24 protein-coding genes and 1 tRNA gene are annotated in these 23351 nt (G+C 62.5%); 9 read left to right on the top strand and 16 right to left on the bottom strand.

Annotated features, from left to right (window positions below):
- Window positions 1–14 precede the first annotated feature (14 nt).
- On the bottom strand, window positions 15–1238 hold the full coding sequence (locus ACXAF5_RS10525) for an MFS transporter (RefSeq protein WP_065324006.1): 1224 nt from the start codon (window positions 1236–1238) through the stop codon (window positions 15–17).
- A gap of 78 nt (window positions 1239–1316) precedes the next feature.
- Between ACXAF5_RS10525 and ACXAF5_RS10520 the strand changes: the two genes are divergently transcribed.
- Complete coding sequence (locus ACXAF5_RS10520) at window positions 1317–1949, top strand: DNA-3-methyladenine glycosylase family protein (RefSeq protein ID WP_474947827.1); 633 nt, start codon at window positions 1317–1319, stop codon at window positions 1947–1949.
- Window positions 1946–2611 carry an alpha/beta hydrolase gene (locus ACXAF5_RS10515; RefSeq protein ID WP_005659799.1) on the top strand — a complete coding sequence of 222 codons (666 nt, stop codon included), beginning with the start codon at window positions 1946–1948 and terminating at the stop codon, window positions 2609–2611. Before ACXAF5_RS10520 ends, ACXAF5_RS10515 begins: the two co-directional genes overlap by 4 nt.
- A gap of 2 nt (window positions 2612–2613) precedes the next feature.
- Here the strand turns inward: ACXAF5_RS10515 and ACXAF5_RS10510 are convergent, their stop codons facing one another.
- Window positions 2614–3297, bottom strand: a complete 684-nt coding sequence (locus tag ACXAF5_RS10510; protein WP_474946537.1) for an rRNA large subunit pseudouridine synthase E — start codon at window positions 3295–3297, stop codon at window positions 2614–2616.
- A 245-nt stretch (window positions 3298–3542) separates the two neighbouring features.
- Between ACXAF5_RS10510 and ACXAF5_RS10505 the strand changes: the two genes are divergently transcribed.
- On the top strand, window positions 3543–4127 hold the full coding sequence (locus ACXAF5_RS10505; RefSeq protein ID WP_239320034.1) for an HNH endonuclease: 585 nt from the start codon (window positions 3543–3545) through the stop codon (window positions 4125–4127).
- A 50-nt stretch (window positions 4128–4177) separates the two neighbouring features.
- On the opposite strand, the gene ACXAF5_RS10500 is transcribed toward ACXAF5_RS10505, so the two are convergent.
- From ACXAF5_RS10500 to rocF, 3 genes are read right to left on the bottom strand one after another with little or no spacing between them, the layout of a single operon-like run.
- On the bottom strand, window positions 4178–5224 hold the full coding sequence (locus tag ACXAF5_RS10500) for an ornithine cyclodeaminase (RefSeq protein WP_474946536.1): 1047 nt from the start codon (window positions 5222–5224) through the stop codon (window positions 4178–4180).
- On the bottom strand, window positions 5221–6150 hold the full coding sequence (ctlX, locus tag ACXAF5_RS10495) for a citrulline utilization hydrolase CtlX (RefSeq protein ID WP_239320037.1): 930 nt from the start codon (window positions 6148–6150) through the stop codon (window positions 5221–5223). Before ctlX ends, ACXAF5_RS10500 begins: the two co-directional genes overlap by 4 nt.
- The gene (gene rocF, locus ACXAF5_RS10490) at window positions 6147–7076 is read right to left on the bottom strand and encodes an arginase (protein ID WP_474946535.1); all 930 of its coding nucleotides are present in this window, start codon (window positions 7074–7076) and stop codon (window positions 6147–6149) included. The genes ctlX and rocF overlap by 4 nt, the downstream gene beginning before the upstream one ends.
- Before the next feature lie 109 nt (window positions 7077–7185).
- On the opposite strand from rocF, the gene ACXAF5_RS10485 reads away from it, so the two are divergent.
- Window positions 7186–7617, top strand: a complete 432-nt coding sequence (locus tag ACXAF5_RS10485) for an Lrp/AsnC family transcriptional regulator (protein WP_239320041.1) — start codon at window positions 7186–7188, stop codon at window positions 7615–7617.
- A gap of 19 nt (window positions 7618–7636) precedes the next feature.
- On the opposite strand, the gene ACXAF5_RS10480 is transcribed toward ACXAF5_RS10485, so the two are convergent.
- Entirely contained in the window at window positions 7637–8101 is a 465-nt protein-coding gene (locus ACXAF5_RS10480; RefSeq protein WP_474946534.1) for a disulfide bond formation protein B, read from the bottom strand.
- Complete coding sequence (locus tag ACXAF5_RS10475) at window positions 8098–8676, bottom strand: YqaA family protein (protein WP_474946533.1); 579 nt, start codon at window positions 8674–8676, stop codon at window positions 8098–8100. The genes ACXAF5_RS10480 and ACXAF5_RS10475 overlap by 4 nt, the downstream gene beginning before the upstream one ends.
- A gap of 166 nt (window positions 8677–8842) precedes the next feature.
- On the opposite strand from ACXAF5_RS10475, the gene ACXAF5_RS10470 reads away from it, so the two are divergent.
- Window positions 8843–8928, top strand: a tRNA-Leu gene (locus ACXAF5_RS10470).
- A gap of 209 nt (window positions 8929–9137) precedes the next feature.
- Here the strand turns inward: ACXAF5_RS10470 and ACXAF5_RS10465 are convergent.
- Window positions 9138–9803, bottom strand: coding sequence for a class II aldolase/adducin family protein (locus ACXAF5_RS10465; RefSeq protein WP_239320046.1), 666 nt, complete (start codon window positions 9801–9803; stop codon window positions 9138–9140).
- Between the two features lie 247 nt (window positions 9804–10050).
- On the opposite strand from ACXAF5_RS10465, the gene ACXAF5_RS10460 reads away from it, so the two are divergent.
- Complete coding sequence (locus ACXAF5_RS10460; RefSeq protein ID WP_474946532.1) at window positions 10051–10887, top strand: hypothetical protein; 837 nt, start codon at window positions 10051–10053, stop codon at window positions 10885–10887.
- A 111-nt stretch (window positions 10888–10998) separates the two neighbouring features.
- Here the strand turns inward: ACXAF5_RS10460 and ugpC are convergent, their stop codons facing one another.
- The 4 genes from ugpC to ACXAF5_RS10440 form a co-directional block, all read right to left on the bottom strand.
- Window positions 10999–12048: a sn-glycerol-3-phosphate ABC transporter ATP-binding protein UgpC gene (ugpC, locus tag ACXAF5_RS10455; RefSeq protein ID WP_239320051.1), complete on the bottom strand. Its 1050-nt coding sequence runs from the start codon at window positions 12046–12048 to the stop codon at window positions 10999–11001.
- A 12-nt stretch (window positions 12049–12060) separates the two neighbouring features.
- Window positions 12061–12969: an ABC transporter permease subunit gene (locus ACXAF5_RS10450; protein ID WP_474946531.1), complete on the bottom strand. Its 909-nt coding sequence runs from the start codon at window positions 12967–12969 to the stop codon at window positions 12061–12063.
- 13 nt (window positions 12970–12982) lie between these two features.
- On the bottom strand, window positions 12983–13864 hold the full coding sequence (locus ACXAF5_RS10445; protein WP_239320056.1) for an ABC transporter permease subunit: 882 nt from the start codon (window positions 13862–13864) through the stop codon (window positions 12983–12985).
- 75 nt (window positions 13865–13939) lie between these two features.
- Complete coding sequence (locus tag ACXAF5_RS10440; protein WP_474946530.1) at window positions 13940–15247, bottom strand: extracellular solute-binding protein; 1308 nt, start codon at window positions 15245–15247, stop codon at window positions 13940–13942.
- Window positions 15248–15606: 359 nt separating this feature from the next.
- On the opposite strand from ACXAF5_RS10440, the gene ACXAF5_RS10435 reads away from it, so the two are divergent.
- Window positions 15607–16599, top strand: coding sequence for a TAXI family TRAP transporter solute-binding subunit (locus ACXAF5_RS10435; protein ID WP_474946529.1), 993 nt, complete (start codon window positions 15607–15609; stop codon window positions 16597–16599).
- A gap of 17 nt (window positions 16600–16616) precedes the next feature.
- Here the strand turns inward: ACXAF5_RS10435 and ACXAF5_RS10430 are convergent, their stop codons facing one another.
- Genes ACXAF5_RS10430 through ACXAF5_RS10420 form a run of 3 tightly spaced genes read right to left on the bottom strand, consistent with a single transcriptional unit; the run spans window position 16617 to window position 20759 of the window.
- Entirely contained in the window at window positions 16617–17687 is a 1071-nt protein-coding gene (locus tag ACXAF5_RS10430; RefSeq protein WP_474946528.1) for a lipocalin-like domain-containing protein, read from the bottom strand.
- Window positions 17677–20097: an ABC transporter permease gene (locus tag ACXAF5_RS10425; protein ID WP_474946527.1), complete on the bottom strand. Its 2421-nt coding sequence runs from the start codon at window positions 20095–20097 to the stop codon at window positions 17677–17679. Before ACXAF5_RS10425 ends, ACXAF5_RS10430 begins: the two co-directional genes overlap by 11 nt.
- Window positions 20094–20759 carry an ABC transporter ATP-binding protein gene (locus ACXAF5_RS10420; RefSeq protein WP_474946526.1) on the bottom strand — a complete coding sequence of 222 codons (666 nt, stop codon included), beginning with the start codon at window positions 20757–20759 and terminating at the stop codon, window positions 20094–20096. Before ACXAF5_RS10420 ends, ACXAF5_RS10425 begins: the two co-directional genes overlap by 4 nt.
- Window positions 20760–20880: 121 nt before the next feature.
- On the opposite strand from ACXAF5_RS10420, the gene ACXAF5_RS10415 reads away from it, so the two are divergent.
- Together ACXAF5_RS10415 and ACXAF5_RS10410 are read left to right on the top strand one after the other, a co-directional pair.
- Window positions 20881–21336: a potassium channel family protein gene (locus tag ACXAF5_RS10415; RefSeq protein WP_474946525.1), complete on the top strand. Its 456-nt coding sequence runs from the start codon at window positions 20881–20883 to the stop codon at window positions 21334–21336.
- Window positions 21337–21361: 25 nt separating this feature from the next.
- Window positions 21362–22225 carry a YihY/virulence factor BrkB family protein gene (locus ACXAF5_RS10410; RefSeq protein WP_239320076.1) on the top strand — a complete coding sequence of 288 codons (864 nt, stop codon included), beginning with the start codon at window positions 21362–21364 and terminating at the stop codon, window positions 22223–22225.
- Between the two features lie 352 nt (window positions 22226–22577).
- On the opposite strand, the gene ACXAF5_RS10405 is transcribed toward ACXAF5_RS10410, so the two are convergent.
- The gene (locus ACXAF5_RS10405) at window positions 22578–23294 is read right to left on the bottom strand and encodes an RlmE family RNA methyltransferase (protein WP_239320087.1); all 717 of its coding nucleotides are present in this window, start codon (window positions 23292–23294) and stop codon (window positions 22578–22580) included.
- Between the last annotated feature and the right edge of the window lie 57 nt (window positions 23295–23351).

The raw sequence follows: 23351 nt of genomic DNA, 5'->3' as shown, positions 1-23351 counted from the left end.
GGTGCAGCCCGCGATCAGGCGGTGGCGGATTTGGGCTTCAGCACCAGCCAGATCAAGGCACCGCCCGCCAGCACCAGGAAGGGGGCCATGGCCATATTGACGGCGGCCCAGCCCTCGACCGGATTGCCGCCCGAGCAGTTCATCAATCCACCGGATGCAACGGAGGCGACGGTCACGCCGCCAAAGACCAGCAGGTCGTTGAGACCCTGCATCCGACCGCGCTCATGCGCCTCATGCGCGCCAGCGAGCATGGTGGTCGCGCCGATAAAGCCGAAGTTCCAGCCAACGCCCAGCAGGATCAGCGCGATAAAGAAGTTGCCCAGATCCACGCCCTGCAAGGCGACAGCGCCTGCACCAGCAAGGATCACCAGCCCCGCGCCAACGACCTTTTCCACGCCGAAACGCGCAATCAGATGCCCGGTAAAGAACGACGGCACATACATCGCCAGAACATGCGAGGTGACCACATCCGCAGCGGTGTTCTGGCTGAACCCACAGCCGACAACCGCCAGCGGCGTGGACGTCATCACCAGATTCATCAGCGCATAAGACACCATGGCGCAGATCACCGCGACGGCGATGGTGGGGGTCTTCAGCAGCTCCCAACGGCTGCGACCAATGGGGGCGTCTTCCTTCGGTGCGGGCGGGCGCGGAATGCGCAGAAAGGCAAAGAGGCCGACCCCCAGCACATTCACCGCGATCACCGCCAAATAGGTGCCAAGGAAGGGAATGACGAAGGCATCGCTGGTGGCCTTAACCAGCTGCGGGCCGACAATCGCCGACAACAGGCCCCCGGCCATCACATAGGAAATCGCCTTGGGGCGAAAGCTGTCAGATGCGGTATCGGCGGCGGCAAAGCGGTAGAACCCCTGCGCGCTCATATAGATACCGGTCAGGGCGCTGCCCACCAGAAACACCGGAAACGAGCCGAGGTAGAGACCATAGCCGCCGATCAGCCCCCCCAGCGCACCGCCGGTGGCGCCAATGGCAAATCCGGCGCGGCGTCCATAGCGCTGCATGATCGCCGAGATCGGTGTGGCCGAGAGCATCGAACCCGCAACGATCAGCGAAATCGGTAGGGTTGCCAGACAGGGGTTGGTCGCCAGGGATTGACCGGCCAGTCCGCCCACGATGAAGATCATCGGCATCTGCGCGCCCAGAAAGGCCTGCGCGAGCACAAGAATCAGAACATTGCGCTTTGCAATATGGTCGTCGGGGGCAGGAGCGGTCATAGTCATGGCAATGGCGTAGCCCTGAACAGGTGAAGGAACAAGAAGCGTGCAGTGCACCAATACAATTTTCGCGCGGGCCACCAGATGACGGTTGGCCGCATCATCGAGACCCCGGCCTGCGTGGCCGAAGGCGCCGCTTGGCTCTCGGCGCAAGATCCACGCTTTGCCGATGCGCTGGCGCTCACGGGGCCGCTGCCGCTCCGGCGCAAGCCCGATGGGTTCGCGCAGCTTCTGAGCGCCATTGTCAGTCAGCAGGTCTCGGTGGCGTCGGCCAATGCGATCTGGAACCGCCTGCGCGCGGCGAAACTGACCGGGCCGCGCAAGATCCTCTGGGCCAGTGATGAAGATCTGCGCGCGGCAGGCCTGAGCCGCCAGAAGATCCGCTATGCCCGCGCACTGGCGGAGGCGCGTATAGATTTCAAATCCTTACGGGATGCTCCTACAGCAGATGTGGTGGCGGAGCTGACACAGGTTTCGGGCATCGGCATCTGGACGGCAGAGATCTACGCGATGTTCTCCCTTGGGCGGGCGGATGTCTTTGCCCCCGGCGATCTGGCCCTGCAGGAAAGCGCGCGGCTGTTGTTTGCCCTGCCGGAGCGCCCCAAAGAGCGTGCCCTGCGCGACATGGCCGCGGCGTGGTCGCCGTGGCGGTCGGTTGCGGCGCGGCTTTTGTGGGCCTATTACCATGTGGCAAAGGACAGGGAAGGGATCCGATGACTCGCGTTTTGACTGCCGGCCGCAAAGAGCCGCTCTCCGGTGACACCCGCTCCGCCGTGGTGTTTTTGCATGGCTATGGGGCCAATGGGGCGGATCTCCTGGGTCTCGCCGACCCGCTGGCCGAACATCTGCCGGACACGTTGTTTGTCGCCCCCGATGCGCCCGAGGCCTGCGCCGGTGCGCCGATGGGGTTCCAGTGGTTCCCTATTCCGTGGATTGACGGCTCTTCGGAAGAAGAATCCATGCGCGGCATGATGGCAGCGGTGGATGACCTCAACGCGTTTCTGGATGCCTTCATGGTGGATGAGGATCTGCTGCCGGAGCAGGTGGTTCTGCTGGGCTTCTCGCAAGGCACCATGATGGCGCTGCATGTCGCCCCGCGTCGCGAAGACCCCGTGGCGGGGATCGTGGCGTTTTCCGGTCGGCTGCTGTCGCCGGACACCTTTAGCGATGAGGTCGTGAGCCGGATGCCGGTGCTGCTGGTGCATGGGGATGAGGACGACGTGGTGCCGCCGCAATCACTGCCGCAGGCGGCCGAAGCGCTGCAAGAAGCGGGCTTTCAGGATGTTTTTGCCCATGTGATGAAGGGCACCGGCCACGGGATCGCGCCCGATGGGCTGAGCGTGGCTCTGGCCTTCATGCGCGACAAACTGAGCCTGTGACCCTAGCGCGTTGATTTTGAACGTGGTTTGCGGCGCTTTGAGGGAGGCCTTGAAGCGCCGTTTTCTGTGTTTTGTACGCGCGATTTGCGGCGGGGCGGCTTTTGCGAGGGTTTTGGCGGGCCGGGCACGCGCGGCGGGTCCAGGTCCTGCCATTTGCCCTGCGCCAGCCCATCCAGTGTCCAGGCGCCAATGGCATAGCGGATCAGCCGCAAGGTCGGATGCCCTACGGCGGCTGTCATGCGTCGCACCTGCCGGTTCTTGCCTTCGGTGATCTTCAACTCCAGCCACGCGGTGGGCACAGATTTGCGTTCCCGGATCGGCGGCGTGCGGGCCCAGAGCTGAGCAGGCTCATTGATCAGGCGCGCCTTGGCTGGACGGGTCATTCCGTCTTTCAACTCAACCCCTTGGCGGAGTAAGTTAAGAGCGTCCTCATCGGGGATACCCTCGACCTGCGCCCAATAGGTTTTCTCCAACTTATGCTTGGGGTCGCTGATCCAGGCCTGTAGGCGGCCATTGTCGGTGAGCAGCATCAACCCTTCACTGTCGCGGTCCAGACGCCCGGCGGGGTAGACGCCGGGACAGTCGACATAATCGCTCAGCGTGGGGCGCGGGCTGCCTTCGCTGCCGCGATCGGTGAACTGCGGCAGCACATCAAAGGGTTTATTGAAACGGATCAAGCGGCTCATGGGACTGGCTCTACGGGCAGGCGGGCCGTGGTGCAAGCCTGCGCAAATGCCGCGCTGCGGAATGCCTGATTTGCGGGCTGTGGATAACTGTCACGCCGCTGTAACGGAATCATCCTATCTCACACGACATCTGGTGACGCTTTGGGGCTTGTCAGGCTCCGGCCACGATATATAGTTAATCTCAAGCTGGGGCGGGTTCCCCGCTCTGGTGCCGATCCGAGGCAAGCAGGGCGAGGAAGACGTTGATGGACGGAGACTTCAGGACAGAATTCGTAAGGGAGCCGGGGGCTCTGAAACAACATCCAGCGCTGGTGTTGAACGCGGATTATCGTCCTTTGTCATACTACCCCTTGTCACTCTGGCCATGGCAGGACGCCGTTAAAGCCGCTTGGCTCGACCGGGTTGCCATCGTGGCCGAGTATGACGAGGTTGTGCGCAGTCCCAGTACCGAGATCCGAATACCGTCGGTCGTGGTACTGAAGGATTTTGTCAAACCCCAAAAGCGCGTGGCCTTCACGCGCTTTAATTTATTCTTGCGGGACGAATTCTGCTGCCAGTACTGCGGGGCCAAGGGCGATCTGACCTTTGATCACGTGGTGCCACGCGCGGCGGGCGGCGTGACCAGCTGGGAAAATGTGGTGGCGGCCTGTTCGCGCTGCAACCTCAGGAAAGGCTCCAAGCCGCTGCACCGTGCGGGCATGTCCCTGCGTAAGCCCCCGCGCCGTCCCGGGGCGGAAGAGCTGCGCAATACAGGCCGCAAGTTCCCGCCCGGCTACCTGCATGAAAGCTGGATGGACTATCTCTATTGGGACAGTGAACTGGAAGCCTGAAGTCTTTGGTTTGAAATGAAAAGCGCGCCCCGAGAGGTGCGCTTTCCGCGTCAGGCCTTGGCGCGTTGCACCATGCCAAAGAGATCCCGCGGATCATCCGGATCTGCCAGCATGTCGAGATCGATGAAGTAATCCGTGCCCTTGATGCGGTCGCGAATGTAGCGAAGGGCCGAGAAATCTTCGATCGCAAAGCCGACACTGTCAAAAAGCGTGATTTGACGATCACCGGTCCGGCCCGGTTTGTGACCGGAGATCACTTCCCAGAGTTCCGTCACGGCGAAGTCCTCGGGCATCTGCTGGATCTCACCCTCGACGCGGGTTTGCGGCGGATATTCCACAAACACGTCCGAGCGGTTGAGGATGCCGGGCGCAAGCTCGGTCTTGCCGGGGCAGTCGCCGCCGATGGCGTTGATATGCACACCGCTGCCGACCATGTTGTCGGTCAGGATGGTGGCATATTGCTTGTCCGCGGTGCAGGTGGTGAGGATCTGGGCGCCCTCGATCGCCTCTTCCGGGGTTTTGCAGATGGTGACATCCACCCCCAGACCCGCGAGGTTCTGCGCGCATTTCTCGGTTGCCGCCGGGTCCTTGTCATAAAGGCGCACGGCCTTGAGACCGATGATCGCCTTCATCGCCAGCGTCTGAAATTCCGACTGCGCGCCATTGCCGATCATCGCCATGGTGTCCGCCCCCTTGGGGGCGAGGTGCTTGGCCACCATGGCCGAGGTCGCCGCGGTACGCAGGGCGGTGAGGATGGTCATCTCGGTCAAGAGCACCGGATAGCCGGTATAGACATCGGCAAGCAGACCAAAGGCCGTCACGGTTTGCAGCCCCTCGGAGGTGTTCTTGGGGTGGCCGTTGACGTATTTGAACCCGTAAGCCTCACCATCAGAGGTGGGCATCAGTTCGATCACACCGACGTCGGAGTGGCTGGCGACACGGGGTGTCTTGTCAAACAGCTCCCAGCGTTTGAAATCGGCCTCGATATAGTCGGCCAGATTGCGCATCATATCCTCGATGCCGACATGATGAATGAGGCGCATCATGTTGTCTACGCTGACAAAAGGAACAAGGGCCTTATCGGAAGGTTGGGTCATTGCATGGTCCTTTGACGGGGGCTGAGGTGAATGCCGGCGAGCATGCAGCGCACCGACCCACCGGCCGTTTCAAGTGTGGGAATGGAGAGCGGCAGCAGCTCTGCCGAGCGTTCGATCACCGCCCGCTGGTCCGGGGTCAGTGCCTGTGCCGCCCGGGCGGACAGGGCCAGCACGCGCCGGTGCCCGGTGAGTTCGAAGGTATTGCCGAGAAAGTTCTGGATCTGCGCGGCAGACAGGTCGATGACGCTTCGTCCGCTTTCTTCGAGCCGCTGCCGAACCTCGGCGCGGCGGGTGGCGTCGCGGATCATGTCCAGGCAGATCAGCGCATAGTCGGTGCCGATGCCCATCAGGACATTGGTGTGATAGACGTCGCGCCCCTGATCGTCGCAGGCTTCGAACACCATCGGTTCATAGTTGAAATGGGTGCAGAACCGCTCCAGCAACACCGGATCGGCGCGGTTTGATTTGACCGTATAGGCAATGCGCCCGATGTGATCTAGCACCATCGCGCCGGTGCCTTCGAGCGACAGAGCGTCCTGTTCCAGGCCGGAATAGTCGATCACATCCTGAACACGGTACTCCCGTTTCAGCATCTCGATCACGTCCCAGCGCCGCTCTCGGCGGCGATTGGCCGCGAACATCGGGTAGACCGCCACATGACCACCGGCGTGGGTGGAGAACCAGTTGTTGGGAAAGACGGAATCCGGGGTGTCGCGGCTGGTGTCCTCGAACACATGGACCGTCACGCCTGCGTCGCGCAGCGCAGCGACCGCGCCGTCGAATTCGGTGATCGCGCGGGCGCTGATGGTGTCGGCATGGGCATCGGCCTGCGCCTGAAACGCATTGTCCCCTCGGGTTTCCGGGTTCGGCGTAAAGTGATGAGGACGCACCATCACCACCGCCGCAGGAGCCTGAAGCATGCTCATGCGTTGTAGCTCCGGGTTGGACGGTCAAACACGCGCCGCCCCATGGCAGAGGCACAAAGATCGACCATCAGATGCGCGGTGCGGCCACGCTCATCCAGGAAGGGGTTCAGCTCCACCAGATCCATCGAGGTCATCAGGCCGCTGTCATGCAGGATTTCGCAAACCAGATGGCCCTCACGCACGGTGGCGCCGCCCGGAACAGTGGTGCCAACCGCAGGCGCGACGGCGGGATCGAGGAAATCCACATCCAGCGAGACATGCAGCATACCGTTCTGAGCGGCGACCTTTTCCAGGAAGGCGCTCAGCGGACGGGCGATGCCGTTCTCATCAATATCGCGCATGTCGTGGCGGTGAATGCCGACCTTCTCCATCGCCTCGCGCTCGGCGGTGTCGACGGACCGCAGACCGATCATGCAGACATTTTCCGGCGGCACCGGGTTCGGCACCGGCGGGAAGCCCTCAAACGGTGCCTGACCGGTGAAATAGCGCACCGGGCAGCCATGCAGGTTGCCGGAATCGGTGCTGTCGAGCGAGTGATAGTCGCTATGGGCATCGAGCCAGAGAACAAACAGCGGGCGCCCTTGAGTTGCGGCGTGGTTTGCGACACCGCGCACGGTGCCCAATGCCAGAGCGTGATCGCCGCCGAGGAAAATCGGCATGCCGCGCGCCATGGCGGCTTCTGCGGCTTCGGACAGGCTCTCGGTCCAGGCGCGGGTCAGATTTGGCTCGTGCAGGGGGCCGCTGCCATCATCGGGGGCATGCGGGGCAGGGGTGACATTGCCGATATCCTCGACCGTGTGGCCGAGGCTTTCGAGAGCGGGGGCGAGCCCGGCAGTGCGATAGGCATCCGGGCCCATCAGGCAGCCGGTGCGGCGCTTGCCGCTGTCGACGGGCGCGCCGACGAGAATACAGTGTCGAGAGGACATCCGAAATCTCCTTGATTGAGGGTCTTTTTGATATTTCTCCGTTTTGAGGTGGAAAACAGAGAGCAAATTGACCATAAGGAGAAGAGACAACGCAAAACGGACGTAGATTATGGACAAAACGGATGAACGCCTGATCTCGGCACTGCGCCATGACGCGCGGGCCTCGCTCTCCGATCTGGCCATGCAGTTGGAACTGTCGCGCACCACGGTGCGCACCCGGATCGAGCGGCTTCAGTCGCGCGGTGATATCCTGGGGTTCACGGTGGTGCTGAAGGAGGACGTGCTGCGCGATCCGGTCCGCGGGCTGATGATGATCGGCATCGAGGGGCGCGGGGCGTCGCGGATCACGCGCCAGCTGCAGGGGCTGCCCGAGGTGCGTGCGATACACACCACCAACGGGCGCTGGGACCTGATCGTGGAGCTGGGAACCGAAACGCTGGAAACCCTCGACGAGGCGCTGGCCAAGATCCGCATGTTCGACGGGGTGGTGTCCAGCGAAACCAATCTGCTGCTGGCCACCAAGAAAGACAGTCGCGCTTGACCTTCAGCGCGCCTGACCGTCAGCGCGCGTGACGGGCTGCCGCGACCCAAATCGCGGCCAGAACCAGCGAGATTACCGCGTTCCACCCCGCCATGGACAGGCCGAACAGCTCCCACGGGATGTCGTCACAGCGCACCAGCGGTGCCGACATGATCTGCGACATCAGCTCATCCGCGCTGAGACCGTCGATCGCGCCGGATGTGCAGGTGGTCGGACCTTCCCACCAGCCCTGTTCGACGCCGGCGTGAAACGCTCCGATCGCAGCCGTCGTCAGGGCCGCCAAAGCCCCCAGGTAGGGCAGCACCGCACCGGGGATCAGAACCGCAAGAACGCCGAGTCCAACCGCCGCCCCATGCGGGTAGCGTTGCCAGATACACATCTTGCAGGGGGCAAGCTCGCCAATGTACTGAAACCCGAAAGCGCCAAGCAGCAGCGCGGCGGACCCACCGGCGGCGATCAGGATGAGAAAACGGCTGAATGTCATAGATACCTCAGTGCAAGAAAGCCGCCCAACAGCAGCAGACAGAAGACGGTGAACACCAGCCCCAGACGCTTTTCAATGAAATCGCGCACGGGCGCGCCGAATTGCCACAACAGTCCCGCCACGAGAAAGAACCGCAGCGCCCGCGCCAGGATCGACGTGGCGACAAAAGTGGCGATCGGCATGCCGGTCCAGCCGGACATGATGGTGATGACCTTGTAGGGGAAGGGCGTGACACCGGCGATCAGCACGGCCCAGAAGCCAAAATCGTTGAACCGGGTATTGAACTCGGCCATCTTGTCGGCCTTGCCCATTGCTTCGAGCACCGGCTGGCCGATCCCCTCGTAGAAGAACGCCCCAATCACATAGCCCAACAGCCCTCCGGCCACCGAAGCCACAAGCGCCACAAGCGCAATCAGCCAGGCACGGGACGGGCGCGCCAGGATCATCGGGATCATCAGCACATCGGGCGGTATCGGAAACACGGAGCTTTCGACAAAGGCGACAATCGCCAGCCACCACAGCGCATGCGGGTGGTCCGCCAGGGCCATGGTCCGATCATAAAGTGGGCGCAACATGTCAGAGGGCAATATCCTAGATGGAAAAGTCCCGGCTGACGTTGCATGCAGGCGCCCGGGGGTCAACTCAACTGTTTGCGACAGCGCTGAATTGGTCAATTTTCTGCGCCTGTGCCCACATTTGGCTCTGGACCTCGGGCAAAAGCAGCGCTAGGACACGCAGCAGGCCCAAGTGGCGGAATGGTAGACGCAGGGGATTCAAAATCCCCCGCTGGTGACAGCGTGCCGGTTCGAGTCCGGCCTTGGGTACCATCGCAAAGCACTGTTTTGCTTGAGAAAGCCGCTGGTTGCGAAACCGGCGGCTTTTCTCGTGGATGCGGCGACGTCAGAGAAAATCGTCGTCATCATCCTCGGGGAGGAAATACAACCTCAGCCCAAGACCGATCAGGACCACGGTGCCCAGTATCAGCAGCAAGGCAAGGGGTTGCGACGCGCTCATGCGTGGACCAGGCCCCGGCGCATCAGGACTCGCGCGCCGGGCCGTAACCGGCAAAGGCCTCCAGCACCTCGGCCATTTCCGCATCACTCAGGATGTGCGGCGTGCCAATGGAGAGGCTTGCGATATAGCTCTTGGCGAGGGCTTCCAGCTCGCCCATGCGCCACATGGCCTTCTCGAGCGTTTCACCGCAGACAACGGCGCCGTGATTGGCCATCAGACAGGCAGAGCGCTCCTGCATGGCCGCGGTGACACTGTCCGAGAGCGCGTCGGAGCCGAACAACGCATACTCCGCCAAAGGCACGTCGGTGCCGCCAAACGCAGCCACCATATAGTGGCAGGCCGGTATGCTCTGGCGGTTCATGGCCAATGCACAGCAATGAACCGGATGGGCATGCACCACCGCCTGCATCTCGGGTTTGGCAACCAGCAGGGCACGGTGGAAGGGCCATTCCGTCGAGGGTTTCATCTGCCCGGGCGCTGCCTGCTGAGTTGGGTCCAGTGGCAGGCGCACGATCAGGTCAGGGGTGAGCCCCTCGTAGGGAACGCCGGACGGGGTAATCAGAAAATCCGCACCGACGCGCACCGAAATATTGCCGGAGGTGCCCTGGTTGACGCCGCTTTGGTTCAACGCGCGGCAGGCCTCGATCATTGCTTCGCGGGTCTCGAAGCTGTCGCCATAGATGGTCATGGGCACGCATCCCCTTGTTGCTGTCTCCGCTACATAGCGTTTTTACGCGCGCGGCACAAAGCCTTGCGCTAGACCGCCGGGCGCCGGAAAAAATCGCACATGCCGCGACGGAAGCTGCGGGCTGCTGCGTGAGACCAGATGAGACGCAGGTTGTTTCAAAGTTTTGCCGCTCCCGGCTGGTGGGACGGCGCGCAGCCCGCTAATCAGATTATTGTGAACAGGCAATTGGCACCAAGGAGGGACGAATATGGCAGTAGAAGCAGGAAGTTGGGCAAAGGAATGGGAACGCGCCAAGACGGCGTTCGAAAAGAACACGAAATCCAAAAAGCCGAGCGATGCCTTTATCAAGACGATCCAGAAGACAAAGCTGTCCACCAATTTCAAGGCGATGGACAAGGCGTTCACCGACTATCGCAATGGGGCACGCGACAAGAAGGATCCGTTGGACAAGCAGCTGAAGGCGCTCGAAGATCTGGACAAGGCGCTGTCCTCTGCCAAGAAAGCCTGTGCGGCCTATGTCAAGGTTCTGGACACGGCATGGAAGGACGAGCTGAAAAAAACCGGCTCCAAGATGAAGCTCGACAGCCTCAACGTGCTGGAGAAGGACCTCGAAGCGATCATCGTCAGCGGTGAAGCGCAGCTCAACATGAACAAGCAGATCGTCGGCAAGCGCGGCAAGGAAATGACCGATGCGGTGCGATCCCTGAATGTTCTGGGAAAAAACCTCGACGCGACCCTGAAAAAAGGCGCGCTGTTTGTGGCGCAGAACCAGCGCAATTCAAACGGCGACGAAACCGAAGCGCTGAAGTTCTTTTCCGAGAACATTCTGAAAGCGGCCCGCGACATCAACCAGAATGTCGGCAATATCGCCAAGCTCTATCCAAAGAGCAGCACCGAGAACAAGACCGGCGAGGCCATATTCAAGGCAATGGCGGACTGGGCGTCCAAAGGGGCCAGCGCATCGGATGTGAAGGCGATGAAAACCATGAAAGACATGCTGGATCTCAATCAGAAGATGTCGACGCGGATCAAGGCGATCGCCTCCTGGCGCAAGAAACTCGGCCCGCCGCCTGCAACGGTTTGATCCGGAGGCTGTCAGAACCGCGCCCGCACCGCGGGCGATGATCTTGCCAATGGGCCGGCGACGTCACAGTCGCCGGCCGTGTTATTACTGCACGTTATTGCTGCACTGGGATCACAGACGCGTGCCGCGCTCGGGGTGGAAGAAGTGGACGCGGTCCTGAGGCAGGGTGATCGGCTGCGGGCCGACCTGAGCCTGTTCGTCCTTGCCAATGCTGATCGAGAACGCCTGCCCGCCCAGCTGACCATGCAGCAGCCGGTTTGCGCCCAGCTCCTCGATGATCTGCACATCCAGCACCACAGAACCGTCACCGCCCAGACGCACATCCTCGGGCCGGTATCCGACAAGCACCTCATCCGTTGCCACAGCAGGCGGGGTGAGGGGCAGTTTCGTCTCGCCTCCGACTTGCAGCTGACCGGAGACCAGTGCTGCCGTCATCAGGTTCATCGGCGGCGCGCCCATGAAGCCGGCCACAAAGGTCGAGGCAGGGCGTTCGTAGATCTCGGTCGGGGTGCCGATCTGTTCCACGCGGCCGGCATTCAGCACGATGATGCGGTCCGCCATTGTCATCGCCTCGACCTGATCGTGGGTGACATAGACCGAGGTCACGCCGAGGCGCTGCTGCAACGCCCGGATTTCAATCCGCATCTGGTTGCGCAGCTTGGCATCAAGGTTCGAGAGCGGCTCGTCAAACAGGAACAGCTCCGGATCGCGCACGATGGCCCGCCCCATGGCGACGCGCTGGCGCTGCCCACCCGACAGCTGGCTCGGACGACGATCAAGATAATCGCCGAGGTTCAGAATACGCGCGGCCTCTTGCACCTTGGCGTCAATCTCGGCCTTGGAGGCGCCGCGGTTCTTCAGCCCGTAGCCCATGTTTTTTGCAACGCTCATATGAGGATAGAGCGCGTAGTTCTGAAAGACCATCGCGATGTTGCGATCTGCCGGGTCCTTGTCGTTGACCACATCCGTGCCAATCGAGAGGGCCCCATCGGTGATGTCCTCAAGCCCTGCGATCATGCGCAGCAGCGTGGATTTCCCGCAGCCTGAGGGGCCAACCAGCACCACCAGCTCCCCATCAGGGATCTCGACGGAGCAGGGCTGCACGGCTTCAAAGCCGTTGGGATAGGTCTTGCGGACACGGTCCAGTGTTACCTGTGCCATAGGTTCAGTTCCTTATTTATCGGATTCCGTCAGGCCCTTGACGAACCAGCTCTGGAAGAAAATGACGATGAGGACAGGCGGGATCATGGCGATCAGAGAGAGCGCCAGCGCCTTGCCGTATTCGGGGATCATCGCGCCGGTCTGGCTCAGCACCTGCACAATCTGCTTGATGCCGCGCACCAGGGTGAACATGCCCTCATCGGTGGTGATCAGCGTCGGCCAGAGGTACTGGTTCCAGCCATAGACAAACATGATGATGAAGATCGCCGCGATCATGGTGCGGCTTAGTGGCACCAGAATGTCGATGAAGAACTTGATCGGCCCGGCGCCGTCAATGCGGGCCGCCTCCACCAGCTCTTCGGGGATCGAGCGGAAGAACTGACGGAAGAAGAACGTGCCGGTGGCGGAGGCGATCAGCGGGACGATCAGCCCGGTGTAGGTATTGGCGAGGCCCAGGCTCTGGATCGCCTCGTAAGAGGGCAGGATGCGCACCTCCAGCGGCAGCAGCAGCGTGGTAAAGATGATCCAGAAGGCAAAGGTCGCAAACCGCAGCCGGAAATACACGATGGCATAGGCGGCCATCATGGAAATCACGATCTTGCCGATCGCAAAGCCAAAACCGAGGATCAGCGAATTGATCAGCATCCGGGTGCCGGTGATCGCCTTGCTGAACCCGGCGGCCTCGAACATCGCGGCGTCAAAGTTTTCCAGCATCTGGCCTTCAAAGCCGAACTGAAGCCCGTTGCGCACGATGTCCGCGTCCTCGAAACTGGTGGTCATCAGTACCAGAAGCACCGGAAACAGCATGAAGAATGCGCCCGTGCACAGGATCGCGTGATCAAACACCTGCGACCAGCGGAAGCGTTTGGAGCGGCGCGGGCGCGCCGCGGTGGCGATGCTGGCCTGTGTCATATCAGTCATGATCCGACCCTCCTCAGGTGTAGTGAATCCGGCGTTCGATCAGCCGGAACTGGAAAACGGTGAGCAGCAGGACCAGCACCATCAGGATCACCGATTGCGCAGAGGACCCGCCCAGATCATTGCCGCGGAACCCGTCGACAAAGACCTTGTAGACCAGCGTCACCGGGTTGTTGCCGGGCTCCGACCGCACCAGCGTGTCGATGATCCCGAAGGTGTCGAACAGCGCGTAAGTGATGTTGATGATCAGCAGGAAGAACGCGGTCGGCGCGAGCAGCGGAAAGGTCACCTCCCAGAAGCGCCCCGAGGCGGAGCGGTTGTCGATCAATGCCGCCTCGCGCACGGATTTCGGGATCGATTGCAGCCCCGAGAGGAAGAAAATGAAATTGACCGGGATCTGCTTCCACACCGCAACGATCACCATCGCGGTGGCGGTAGAGTTGTAATCCGCACCCAGCCGGAAATCCCAGCCCAGCGCCTGAAACATCTCGGTCATCGGCCCGTTGCGCTGGTCAAAGAACATGAGCCCCAGGAACCCCGCCACCGGCGGGGCGATCGCGTAGACCCACATCAGCAGCGTGCGATAGGACTTTGCGCCCTTGATGACCTTGTCCGCCTTCACCGCCAGCAGCAGGGCGATCGCCAGCGAGAAGAACGTCACCAGCGCGGTATAGATCACGGTGAAACGCGCCACCTTGCCGTATTCGGAGTTGGCCATCAGGTCGGTGTAGTTCTCGACCCCGACAAAGGTTGAACCAAACCCGAACGGGTCCTGAAGGTAGAATGACGACTGCACCGCCCAGGCGGCTGGCCAGTAGAAGAAGATCGCAATGATCATCAACTGCGGCAGCAACAGCGCTACGGGCAGCCAGACAGTGGTGAATCCGGCACGTTTCATGAGGGGTCTTCCATCGGCAAAAGAAAATGGGGCAACCCGCGCGGATGACGCGGATTGCCCCGGATATGAGAGAGCTTAGCCCTGGGTCTTGGCAAAGCGCGCCAGCAGGTCGTTGGCTTCTTTCTCGATGTTGTTGAAGGCGTCTTCGACCGAGGTCTCGCCGGTCAGGATGCGGCCGTATTCACGGTTCATCACGTCACGGATCTGGACGTAGAAGCCCATGCGGTAGCCTTTGGTGTTGTCGCCACCGGGCAGGGACAGCTGCTGGATGCCGACTTCGGCCGCCGGGAAACGGTCATAGTGGCCGTCTGCCTTGGCTTGCTCGTAGGCTGCTTCGGTGATCGGAACGTAACCGGTTTCCTTGTGCCAGAAGTACTGCACGTCGGAGGAGGTCAGGAATTCGAAGAACTTGGCGGTGGCTTCGTTTTCCTCGGCATCGTGACCGGACATTGCAAACAGCGACGCGCCGCCGATGAAGGTCTGCTTGGGCTCGGTGGTCACGGCTTCCCAATAGGGCAGGTAGGTCGCGGAGAATTCAAAGCCGAGATCCTTGGACATCAGCCCGCCGAAAGAGCCGGAGGAGCCGAGCCAGATGGCGACATCGCCGTCCTCGAAGGGCTGCTGGTTGTCGCCCCAACCGGTGCCATACCATTCAAAGAAGCCGTTTTCCTTCCACTCGGTCAGAGCGGTGAAATGCGCCTTGATGGCGTCGTTGTTGACGAGGATCTCGGTGCCTTCTGCGCCTTCATAGCCGTTGTCGTTGGTGGCAAACGGCAGGTTGTGGCGGCTATGGAAGTTCTCGGTAAAGATCCAGGGCAGGTGCGACTGGCTCAGGCCGATGTAGCCGGCGTCCTTCAGGGCGGGCGCGGTCACGGTCTGGAACTCTTCCCAGGTCTTGGGTGCGGAGACGCCTGCTTTTTCCAGCGCGTCCACGTTGAAATACATGATCGGCGAAGAGGAGTTGAACGGCATGCCGATCATCTTGCCATCGCTGTCGGCGTAGAAGTAGCGCACGCCGGAGATGTAGTCGTTGATGTCGAAATCGACGCCATTGTCGGTCAGCAGGTCCTGAACCGGGATGGTCGCGCCCTTGGCGCCGATCACGGTGGCGGCACCGGCGTCGAACACCTGCATGATGTTGGGCTGCTCGCCGGCGCGGAAGGCGGCGATACCAGCGGTCAGGGTCTCTTCATAGGAGCCTTTGAACACCGGTGTGATCTTGTAGTCGTCCTGGGACGCGTTGAAGTCTTCGGCGATCTTGTTGACGGTCTCGCCCAGCTGGCCGCCCATCGCGTGCCACAGGGTGATTTCGGTTTCGGCAAAGGCCGCGGTGGCGGTGATGGCAGCGGCAACGTTCAGCGCTGCGATTTTCCAGATTGTCATCGACATCTCCAAGTCTGTTACCCCGGGAACGGAGCGAATTCACTGTTTCGGACGCCGGGATGCTGCCAGTATTTTGAAATATCTGTATGACAGCGTGGCCCCCGTTTTCGCGCCCCCTGATCCATTCCCGCCGCCCGGGTTGAGACCGGAAAGCGGGGCTGGACGTGAGTCCGCGAACACGTGTGCTCAGCTACAAGTCTTTGATAACCTTTTTATGACACAGAACTATTTCCGGACGTCAGCTTGGAGGTCTTGCCGCGGAGCTGACGGTTCCGGGTTTCCATGCCTTGGGGGCATTCACCTTGACAGGCTCTGCCCCCTTTGGAATTTTGCGCGCACAGCGTGGGGGCGGGGACAGTATGGGAAAAATTTCAAGGCGGTGCGCCCGTCTATGGGCAACATGGCTGACCGCCGTGATCATAGTCGCGGCCCCCGCCCGGGCCGAGGATTTCATCACCATCGGCACCGGTTCTGTCTCCGGTCTGTATTACCCGATGGGCACCGCCATTTGCCGGTTGCTGAACAAGGATCGCCGCCGTCACGGCATTCGCTGCACCGCAGAGGTGACAGATGGATCGGTGGCGAATCTCCAGGCGCTGCGCCGGGGCGAGCTGGATTTTGCGATCGTCCAGTCCGACTGGCAGGCCCAGGCTGTCGCGGGCACGCCGCTGCTGGCGAACGGGGTTCCGTTCTCCGATCTGCGGGCGTTGTTCTCGCTTCACGGTGAGGTATTCACCGTGGTGGCGCGGGTCGATGCGGATATCCACAGTTTTTCGGATCTGCGCGGCAAACGGGTCAATATCGGCAATCCGGGATCTGGTCAGCGGGCCACCATGGAGGGCTTGATGGCGGTGCTCGGCTGGAGCAGGGACAGTTTTGCCGAGGTGCATGAATTGCCCGCCGAGGCCCAGTCCGAAGCGCTCTGTGCAGATGAAATCGATGCGATGGTGTTCACGGTTGGCCATCCCTCCGCCTCGGTCGAGGCGGCAACCACCGCCTGCGATTCCCTGCTGGTCCCGGTGAATGATCCGCAGATCCGCGCAATCGTGTCGAGCAGCCCGTTCTACGATTTTGTCCAGATCCCGGCCCATCTCTATCGCGGCAATCCCGAGGTGGTGCATTCCTTTGGCTTTGCCGCGACGCTGGTGACCACGCGGCAGCAGAAGCTGAAGGTCGTGCATGAAATGGTGCGCAGCGTCTTTTCCAATCTCGACACGCTTCGCCGTGCGCATCCCGCCTTTGGGGCGCTTGATGCGGCCAGCATGGTGGAGGATTACCAGACCGCTCCGCTTCATCGCGCAGCGCGCGCCTACTACCGCTTTGACGGTCTGCTGGAGCGCAGCTCCCCCTGATCCGGGGCGCGCTAGCCCTAGTCGTAGCCGGTCATTTCAAGATAGCCCCGCCCCTGATGCGACCCCGAGACCTCTACCGGCCCTTCCCAATAGGGAAACACGGTGCCCATCCAGGCGTTCGGGTTCAGCGCGCGCACCTCCACCGCGAGATCCCGCTCGGGCAGCGAAACACGCCAGCTAGTCGGCACCTGCCGCCCCGCGACCGCGCTCCAGCCCAAGGGCTCAGCCGCGAGTGACCCAGGCGCCAGCGGGATGGTGGTCCCGTCTGCTTCAATCCAGGTGCCGGAGCTGAAATCCCCGCTGTCGCTGCGCAGCAAAAACCCCATCAGCTTGTCGCCGCCATCAAGGTGGAGAGAGAACCAGTCCCAGCCGGATTGATCCGCCGCCAGCGGTTGACTCGACCATTCCCGATCCAGCCAGGCTCTGCCGGTGACCTCCAGATCCCCCTCCGGCAACCGTACGGTGCCACTCACCCGGTAGCCGGGCTGGGCGTAGTAGTAACTTGCCTGCCCCTGTGCCGATTTCACCGAATAACCGGCCTCCCCATGCAGGACCAGCGGCCCCTCCGCGCGCAGGGAGAGATCATAGCCAAACTCGTCGCCACGCGCTTGCAGGTTCAGACCGTCGAGCGTGTTATCCATTGAGGTCATCGCCCAGTCATCGATCCAGGCCTTAAACGGATCAAGCGACACGCCCGCCTGTCCAATCCCGCCGCGCGCCAGGCGTTCCGCATAGTAATGCTGCTGTTGCGTGGTCACGGCGGCGTGCCCCATCCAGACCTGCGGGCTGTTCCAGCCGGGGGCGGTTCCAGGGGCCAGTGCGGATCTGAACAGGGTCCATTGCACCCCAAGCTGCGCGCCGCTTGCGGTTTCAAGCGTTGCGGTGAGATACCACCATTCGATCCGGTAATCGGGATGGGCCGCGTGATCGGCGGGAAATTCCAGGCTCTGCCCCGGAGTGGGAACCGTAAACCCCTCTGCCTGGGTGCCAAGCCCGGCATAGCCTTGCGCCGCGACCACAGTCGGATCGACCCCAATCAGGACGCCAAGCGCAAGGGCGCAGGTCCTGACAACAGCATTAGCGATCATGTGAAAACACCCCCAGAAGACGGGCCGGAGACAGCCGCAGCAGACGCGTCGCCGGTCCCAGTGCCGCCACCGCCGCCGCCAGAAGCGTCAGGGCGAACAACCGCAGCCATTCGTCGGGGAACAGGGTCATCGGCACGCGCCATCCAAAGGCCTCCAGGTTGATATGGGCCAGCAGGATCCACGCCAGCACCAGCCCCAGCGGCAACGCCAGCAGGAAGGTACCCGCCGCAAAGCCGAGGCTGCGCAGCACTTCGCACAGTGCCAGCTGACGACGGGTGACCCCCATCGCCCACAGCGGTGACAGCTGCGGCAGGCGCCGGCTCCATTGACTGAGAAAACTGGTCAGCATGGCAAAGCCGGCAACGGCCAGAGTCAGCACATTCAGCGCGCCGGTCACCACGAAAGTGCGATCAAAGATCGCCGTCGAAGTTGCCCGGACCGCGTCGTGTCGGATCACGGCACCGGGCGGCAGGGCGAGCGCGGCGCGCAGCTCCTGCGCGAGATCCTCGATGGCTGTGCCCGCCGGTGCCACCAATCCGATCTGCGACAGGGTCATCGGCATATCGCGATCACGCATGGCGTCGATCGACATGTAAGCCTGCCCATCCGGGTTGCCATAGTCGGCATAGACACCGGCGACTCGGGCGCTCCAACCCGGCGCGAGTTCAACCACCGATCCGAGGGACAGCCCCTGTCGATGTGCCAGCTGTTCATTGATCAGGATCTCATCCTGATCGAACAGGCGGGTCCAGACGTCAGGCTGGCTGCGCAACAGGGGCCACTCTTCGGCGTATCTCGGATCATCGGTGATCCCGAACAGCCGCAGGGGCGCATTGCCGCTGCGGCTGTCGATCTGGTAGCGGGGCAGGGCGCGCACGCCCGCCTGCTGCGCCCAACGCATCAGCTCCGCCTCCATCGTCTCCGTTTCGGGCTGCACATAGAGGTCGGCCAGCAGCCGCTGGTCGATCCAGTCGACGAAGGTCAGCCGGAAGCTGGACACCATGGTTCCAACGCCGATATTGGTGGCCACCGCGAGGCACAGCGCCATCAGCGAGAGCGACAGCCCCGGCAATTGCAGGCGGCTGTCGGCGATCAGCCAGGCGCGCAGTGGGCTATCTGGCCCGGTCGGGATCAGATGGCTGGCCGCATGCAGGAGCGCCGGCAACAGCAGCGCCGCGCCGACCATTAGACCCGCCAGCCAGACAAACCCTGTCAATAGCCCGGGCCAGATCCCCCCGATCAATGTCCCGAGGCCCATGAGGACGAGCCCCCCTGCCGCCAGGCGCAGCCAGTGGTGCGCGCCGCGTCTGGCCCCGCTCACGGGCGATTGCGACAGGCTGCGCGCCATGCGGCGCAGCGCCAAAAAGGCCTGAGTGCCCGCCAGCAATGTACCACCAACCGACATGGCCAGCCCGGACAAAACCCACCCCGGGCGCAGGGTCAGTTCACCGTCCACCGGCGCCCCGTAGAGGCCGCGAAGCGTGGCCGTGACATCCGGCAGCAGCAGCCCGGCCAGACCGTAGCCGATGACGAGGCCGATCAGCCCTGCGACCAAGGCAAACACCACCAGCTCGATCGCCAGCGCCAGCATCAGCTGCGACAGCGGCACGCCGAGACAGCGCAGGGTCTGGATCTGGCCCCGGCGCTGTTCCAGCCCAAGCGTCACGCTGCCCTGCACGATGAACAGACCCACCGCAAACGACAGCAACCCAAAGGCCGAGAGATTGAGGTGAAAACTGCGGGTCAGCCGCTGCGGATCCCCGGCAACCCCGTCCTGCACACGCCCGACGTGCAGATTGGGGGCAAGCTCAGCAAGCGGTGTCAGGCCCATGGGTTGCTCTGGTAATATCAAAAGCCGCGTCAGCGCGTCCGGCCGGTCGAGCAGGGTTGCGACCAGCGCCAGATCGCCGACCACCACATCCGGAGGCAGATGCGGCAGCGGCAGCAGGCGATAACCGCTGCCCGCCAGATCCGGCAGGTGATCGGGATGCGCAAACAGGGTCTCGCGTTGCATCACCGTCGCAAAGGGCGGCGCATCGGGGTCGGCTTCGGCCTCTGCCGCCACCATCGCCGCTGTCACCGGGTGGCTCAGCACATCCACCCCCATCAGCGTGACCGGCCTGCGCCCCGGAGACCAGCGCCCCTCCAGCACCGGCGACAGCTGCCAACCGGCGCGCCGCAGGCTGACATAGGTGGCAAGCGGGATGCGCCCGTCCGGAGCGGTCAGCGCGGGCAATTGCGCACTGCCGAGCTGTTCCACGGCCCGCGCATAAGAGGCCCGCGCCTCGCCGTTGATCGCCTGCACCGCCGACCACAGCGCCGTGGCCAGTGCCAGACCCGCGATCATCAAGCCCAGTTGCAGCGGCATCCGCCGCCAATGGCGCAACAGCGTGGCCAATGTCAGCCTCATGCGCAGGCGCCCTCGGTAATCTGCCCGCCGCTGAGGTGCAGGTGGCGCTGACACCGGGCGGCAATCTGCTGCGAATGGGTGACCAGCAACAAGGCGCTGCCCGCCTCGGTCACCAGCTCCAGCATCAGCCGCAGCACTTCCTCGCTGGCGTATTCGTCCAGATTCCCGGTCGGTTCATCCGCCAGCAGCACATCCGGACGCAGGGCGAGCGCCCGGGCGATCGCCACACGTTGCTGCTGCCCGCCGGAGATCTGCTCCGGATAGCGCCGCATCAGGTCCGCCAGTCCCATCCGCTCTGCCAGGTGGTTGGTCCACTCCGCCTCATGGCATTTGCCAAGGCGGGCATGCAGCGCGATATTCTCGGCCACGGTCAGCGCCGGTATCAGATTGAAATGCTGGAACACCAATGCAATCCGGCGCCGCCGCACGGCGGAGGCTGTGCGATCATCCAGCCTGCTGATGTCCGCGCCATCGAGCAGGATCTGCCCCGCATCGGGCTGGTCCAGCGCCGCCAGCATGTGCAGCAACGTGGATTTGCCGGAGCCGCTCTCTCCGGTCAGCGCCACGCTCTCGCCGCGATCCAGCTCGAACCCGGCGCCCTGAAGCACGGCCCTGGACTGCCCCGGGTATCGGCGTGTCAGGTCCTGAACGCGCAAAAGCAAAAGAAAGCCCCTTGTCCCAATGTCTTGTCTCATGGATGTAATGCGGAGGTTGCACGATCAAGTGACGATTTCTAGGCTGCGTCAATCTGGCCTGCAGCGGTGACAGAAGGAGCAAAGCGACATGACCCTGATTCAGCAGATCGTCTGGGGCAGTTTCTTCCTCGGCGGTTGTCTGGTGCTGGAGGCGGCAATGCTGGTCTGGTGCGTCGAAGCCCTGCGCCGGCACCAGACGCGTTTTGGCCATCTGTCCGAACGGCCGCAGCAGCTGGGCGTGCTGCTTATTTCGATCGGGTTCATCGTCGGCGCCCATACGGCGCAGGTCTGGATCTGGTCGGCGGCGCTGATGCTAAAGGCGGCCAGCTTTGCCACCTGGAACGCCGCCGTCTATTTTTCCATCGCCACCTATACCACCCTGGGATATGGCGACATCGTTCTGGATGAAGGACATCGCATCTTTGCCTCCTTTGCTGCTATGACGGGCATGCTGGCCTTTGGCATCAGCACGGCGTTCCTGGTGGCTGTCATGCGGCCCGGGTTCTCTGAAACGACATCAAGACGCACGCCGAACTCATTGTAATAAAATCATTTCAAGGGAGACACATATGGCAGCGGGACACCAGGCAAGAAGGGCATTTCAGGTCCTGCGCCGTGCCCTCCGGCGCTTCAACTCCAAGAACGCCTGGGTGCTCAGCAGCCATATCGCCATGTCGATGATGATGGCTCTGTTTCCCTTTGTGCTGTTCACCGTTGCACTCAGCGGTGCCATTGCCAGCCTGCTGTCCCACCGCGTGGTGGTCGAGGATGTGGTCGGGCTGGTCTTTGGCAGCTGGCCACAATCGGTGGCCGCTCCGATCACGCGCGAGGTCTATGCGGTGCTGGAGACCTCAGGCACCGGGCTGATGACGTTGGGCGGGATTCTTGCGCTCTATTTTGCCTCCAACGGGGTTGATGCGATCCGGATCGCGATGCTGCGTGCCTATGGGCAGGAGGAAACGCGGCCGTTCTGGAAACACCGGCTGATTTCGCTGGGGCTGGTGATCCTCGGCGGCGTGGGGCTGTTGTTTGCGGCGATTTTCGAGCTGTTCCTGCCGCTGGCGGCGCGGTTTCTGGCCCGGTTCTTTCCGGACCTGGATTTTCTCCGCGGCTGGGAGAACGGCGCCAGTGGCCTGGTTGTCGCCGTCGTGCCGGTGGCGGCGGTGTTTCTCTATCATCTGGTGCTGTTGCCCCGTCGGGCGCCGGTCTCGCTGATCCTGCCGGGGGCGATCACGACCCTGATCCTGTGGTGGGCGGCCGGGCTGGGGTTTGCCTTTTATGTGTCGAGCTTTGCCAGCTATTCCGCGACCTATGCCGGCCTCGCAGGGGCCATGGCGGCGTTGATCTTCCTCTACCTCAATGCCGCGATCCTGATCCTCGGCGCCGAGATCAACGGCGTGCTGCAAACCGACCGGCTTGCCGACAAGGCGTGACCCGAATTCCCCGAGAATTGTCACAAGGGGCGCAGGTTTTGCCGCATTTTTGCCGCTGCGGAGCCCCGTCCAGACGGCCCTATGGGACCTCGACATCCACAGGGCACAGGCTTCGGAGACTCACATGCCAAAATCAGCGATGGCAAAATCAGCGATGGCAAAGGGCAGGGAGCGACTGCTGCATCTCAGCCGCGTTCCCGCAGGGGCTCGGGGGACAGGTGGGGCGACCGCAGGATCTGGAAGCGCGCCGCGACTGACCGAATCCGAGGCGATCAACGCGCTCAGGGATCGTGCGTTGCGCTCTCTAAGCGCCTCTCGCACGTCGCGTGTCTGGCCGCTGGCGCGGTGACGCTCAGCCGCGAAAGCCGCTGGCGACGACGAATTTTTCCGAACTGTCGGACCGCGATGCGGGCGGTTTCACGTTGGCCACGCTCGTGAATTTCTGCTTCAGCAGTTTTTGCAGCTCGCCCTCGGCGCCCCCGGCCAGAACCTTGGCGACAAAGGTGCCGCCTTCTTCGAGCACGTCAAAGGCGAAATAGGCGGCGGTTTCGCACAGCGACATGATCCGCAAGTGGTCGGTTTGCTTGTGACCGGAGCTGGATGCCGCCATATCCGACATCACCACATCCGCCTTGCCACCAAGCCAGTCCTTGACCTTGTCGTCGGCCCCTTCGTCCATGAAGTCGAGCTGATAAAACTCTGCCCCGGCAAGGGGTTCGACCTCTTGCAGGTCCACGCCAATGATGCGTCCGATCGCCTTGCCGGATTTCTCGCCAAGCGCATTGACCCGGGGCACCGCCACCTGCGCCCAGCCGCCCGGCGCACAGCCGAGGTCCACGACACGGGCGCCGGGCACCAGAAACCGGTATTTGTCGTCCAGTTCCATGATCTTGAACGCCGCACGTCCGCGATAGCCTTCGGCCTGTGCCCGTTTGACATAGGGGTCGTTGAGCTGACGTTGCAGCCAGCGGGTCGAGCTGAGTTTGCGTCCGCGCGCGGTCTTGACCTTGACGGTCAGATCGCGCTGCCCGCGACCGGAGGTGTTCTTGCCTGTCGGTTTCTTCGCCATGGTCTATCCTCTTTCGCGCGGTCCTGACTGTTGTCACAGCTGACGCGCTATAGCCGA

The sequence above is a fragment of the Epibacterium sp. ABV4_022 genome, assembly GCF_056159345.1.
The sequence above is the reverse complement of the archived record's forward strand: the minus strand, read 5'-3'. Positions and strand labels throughout refer to the sequence as shown.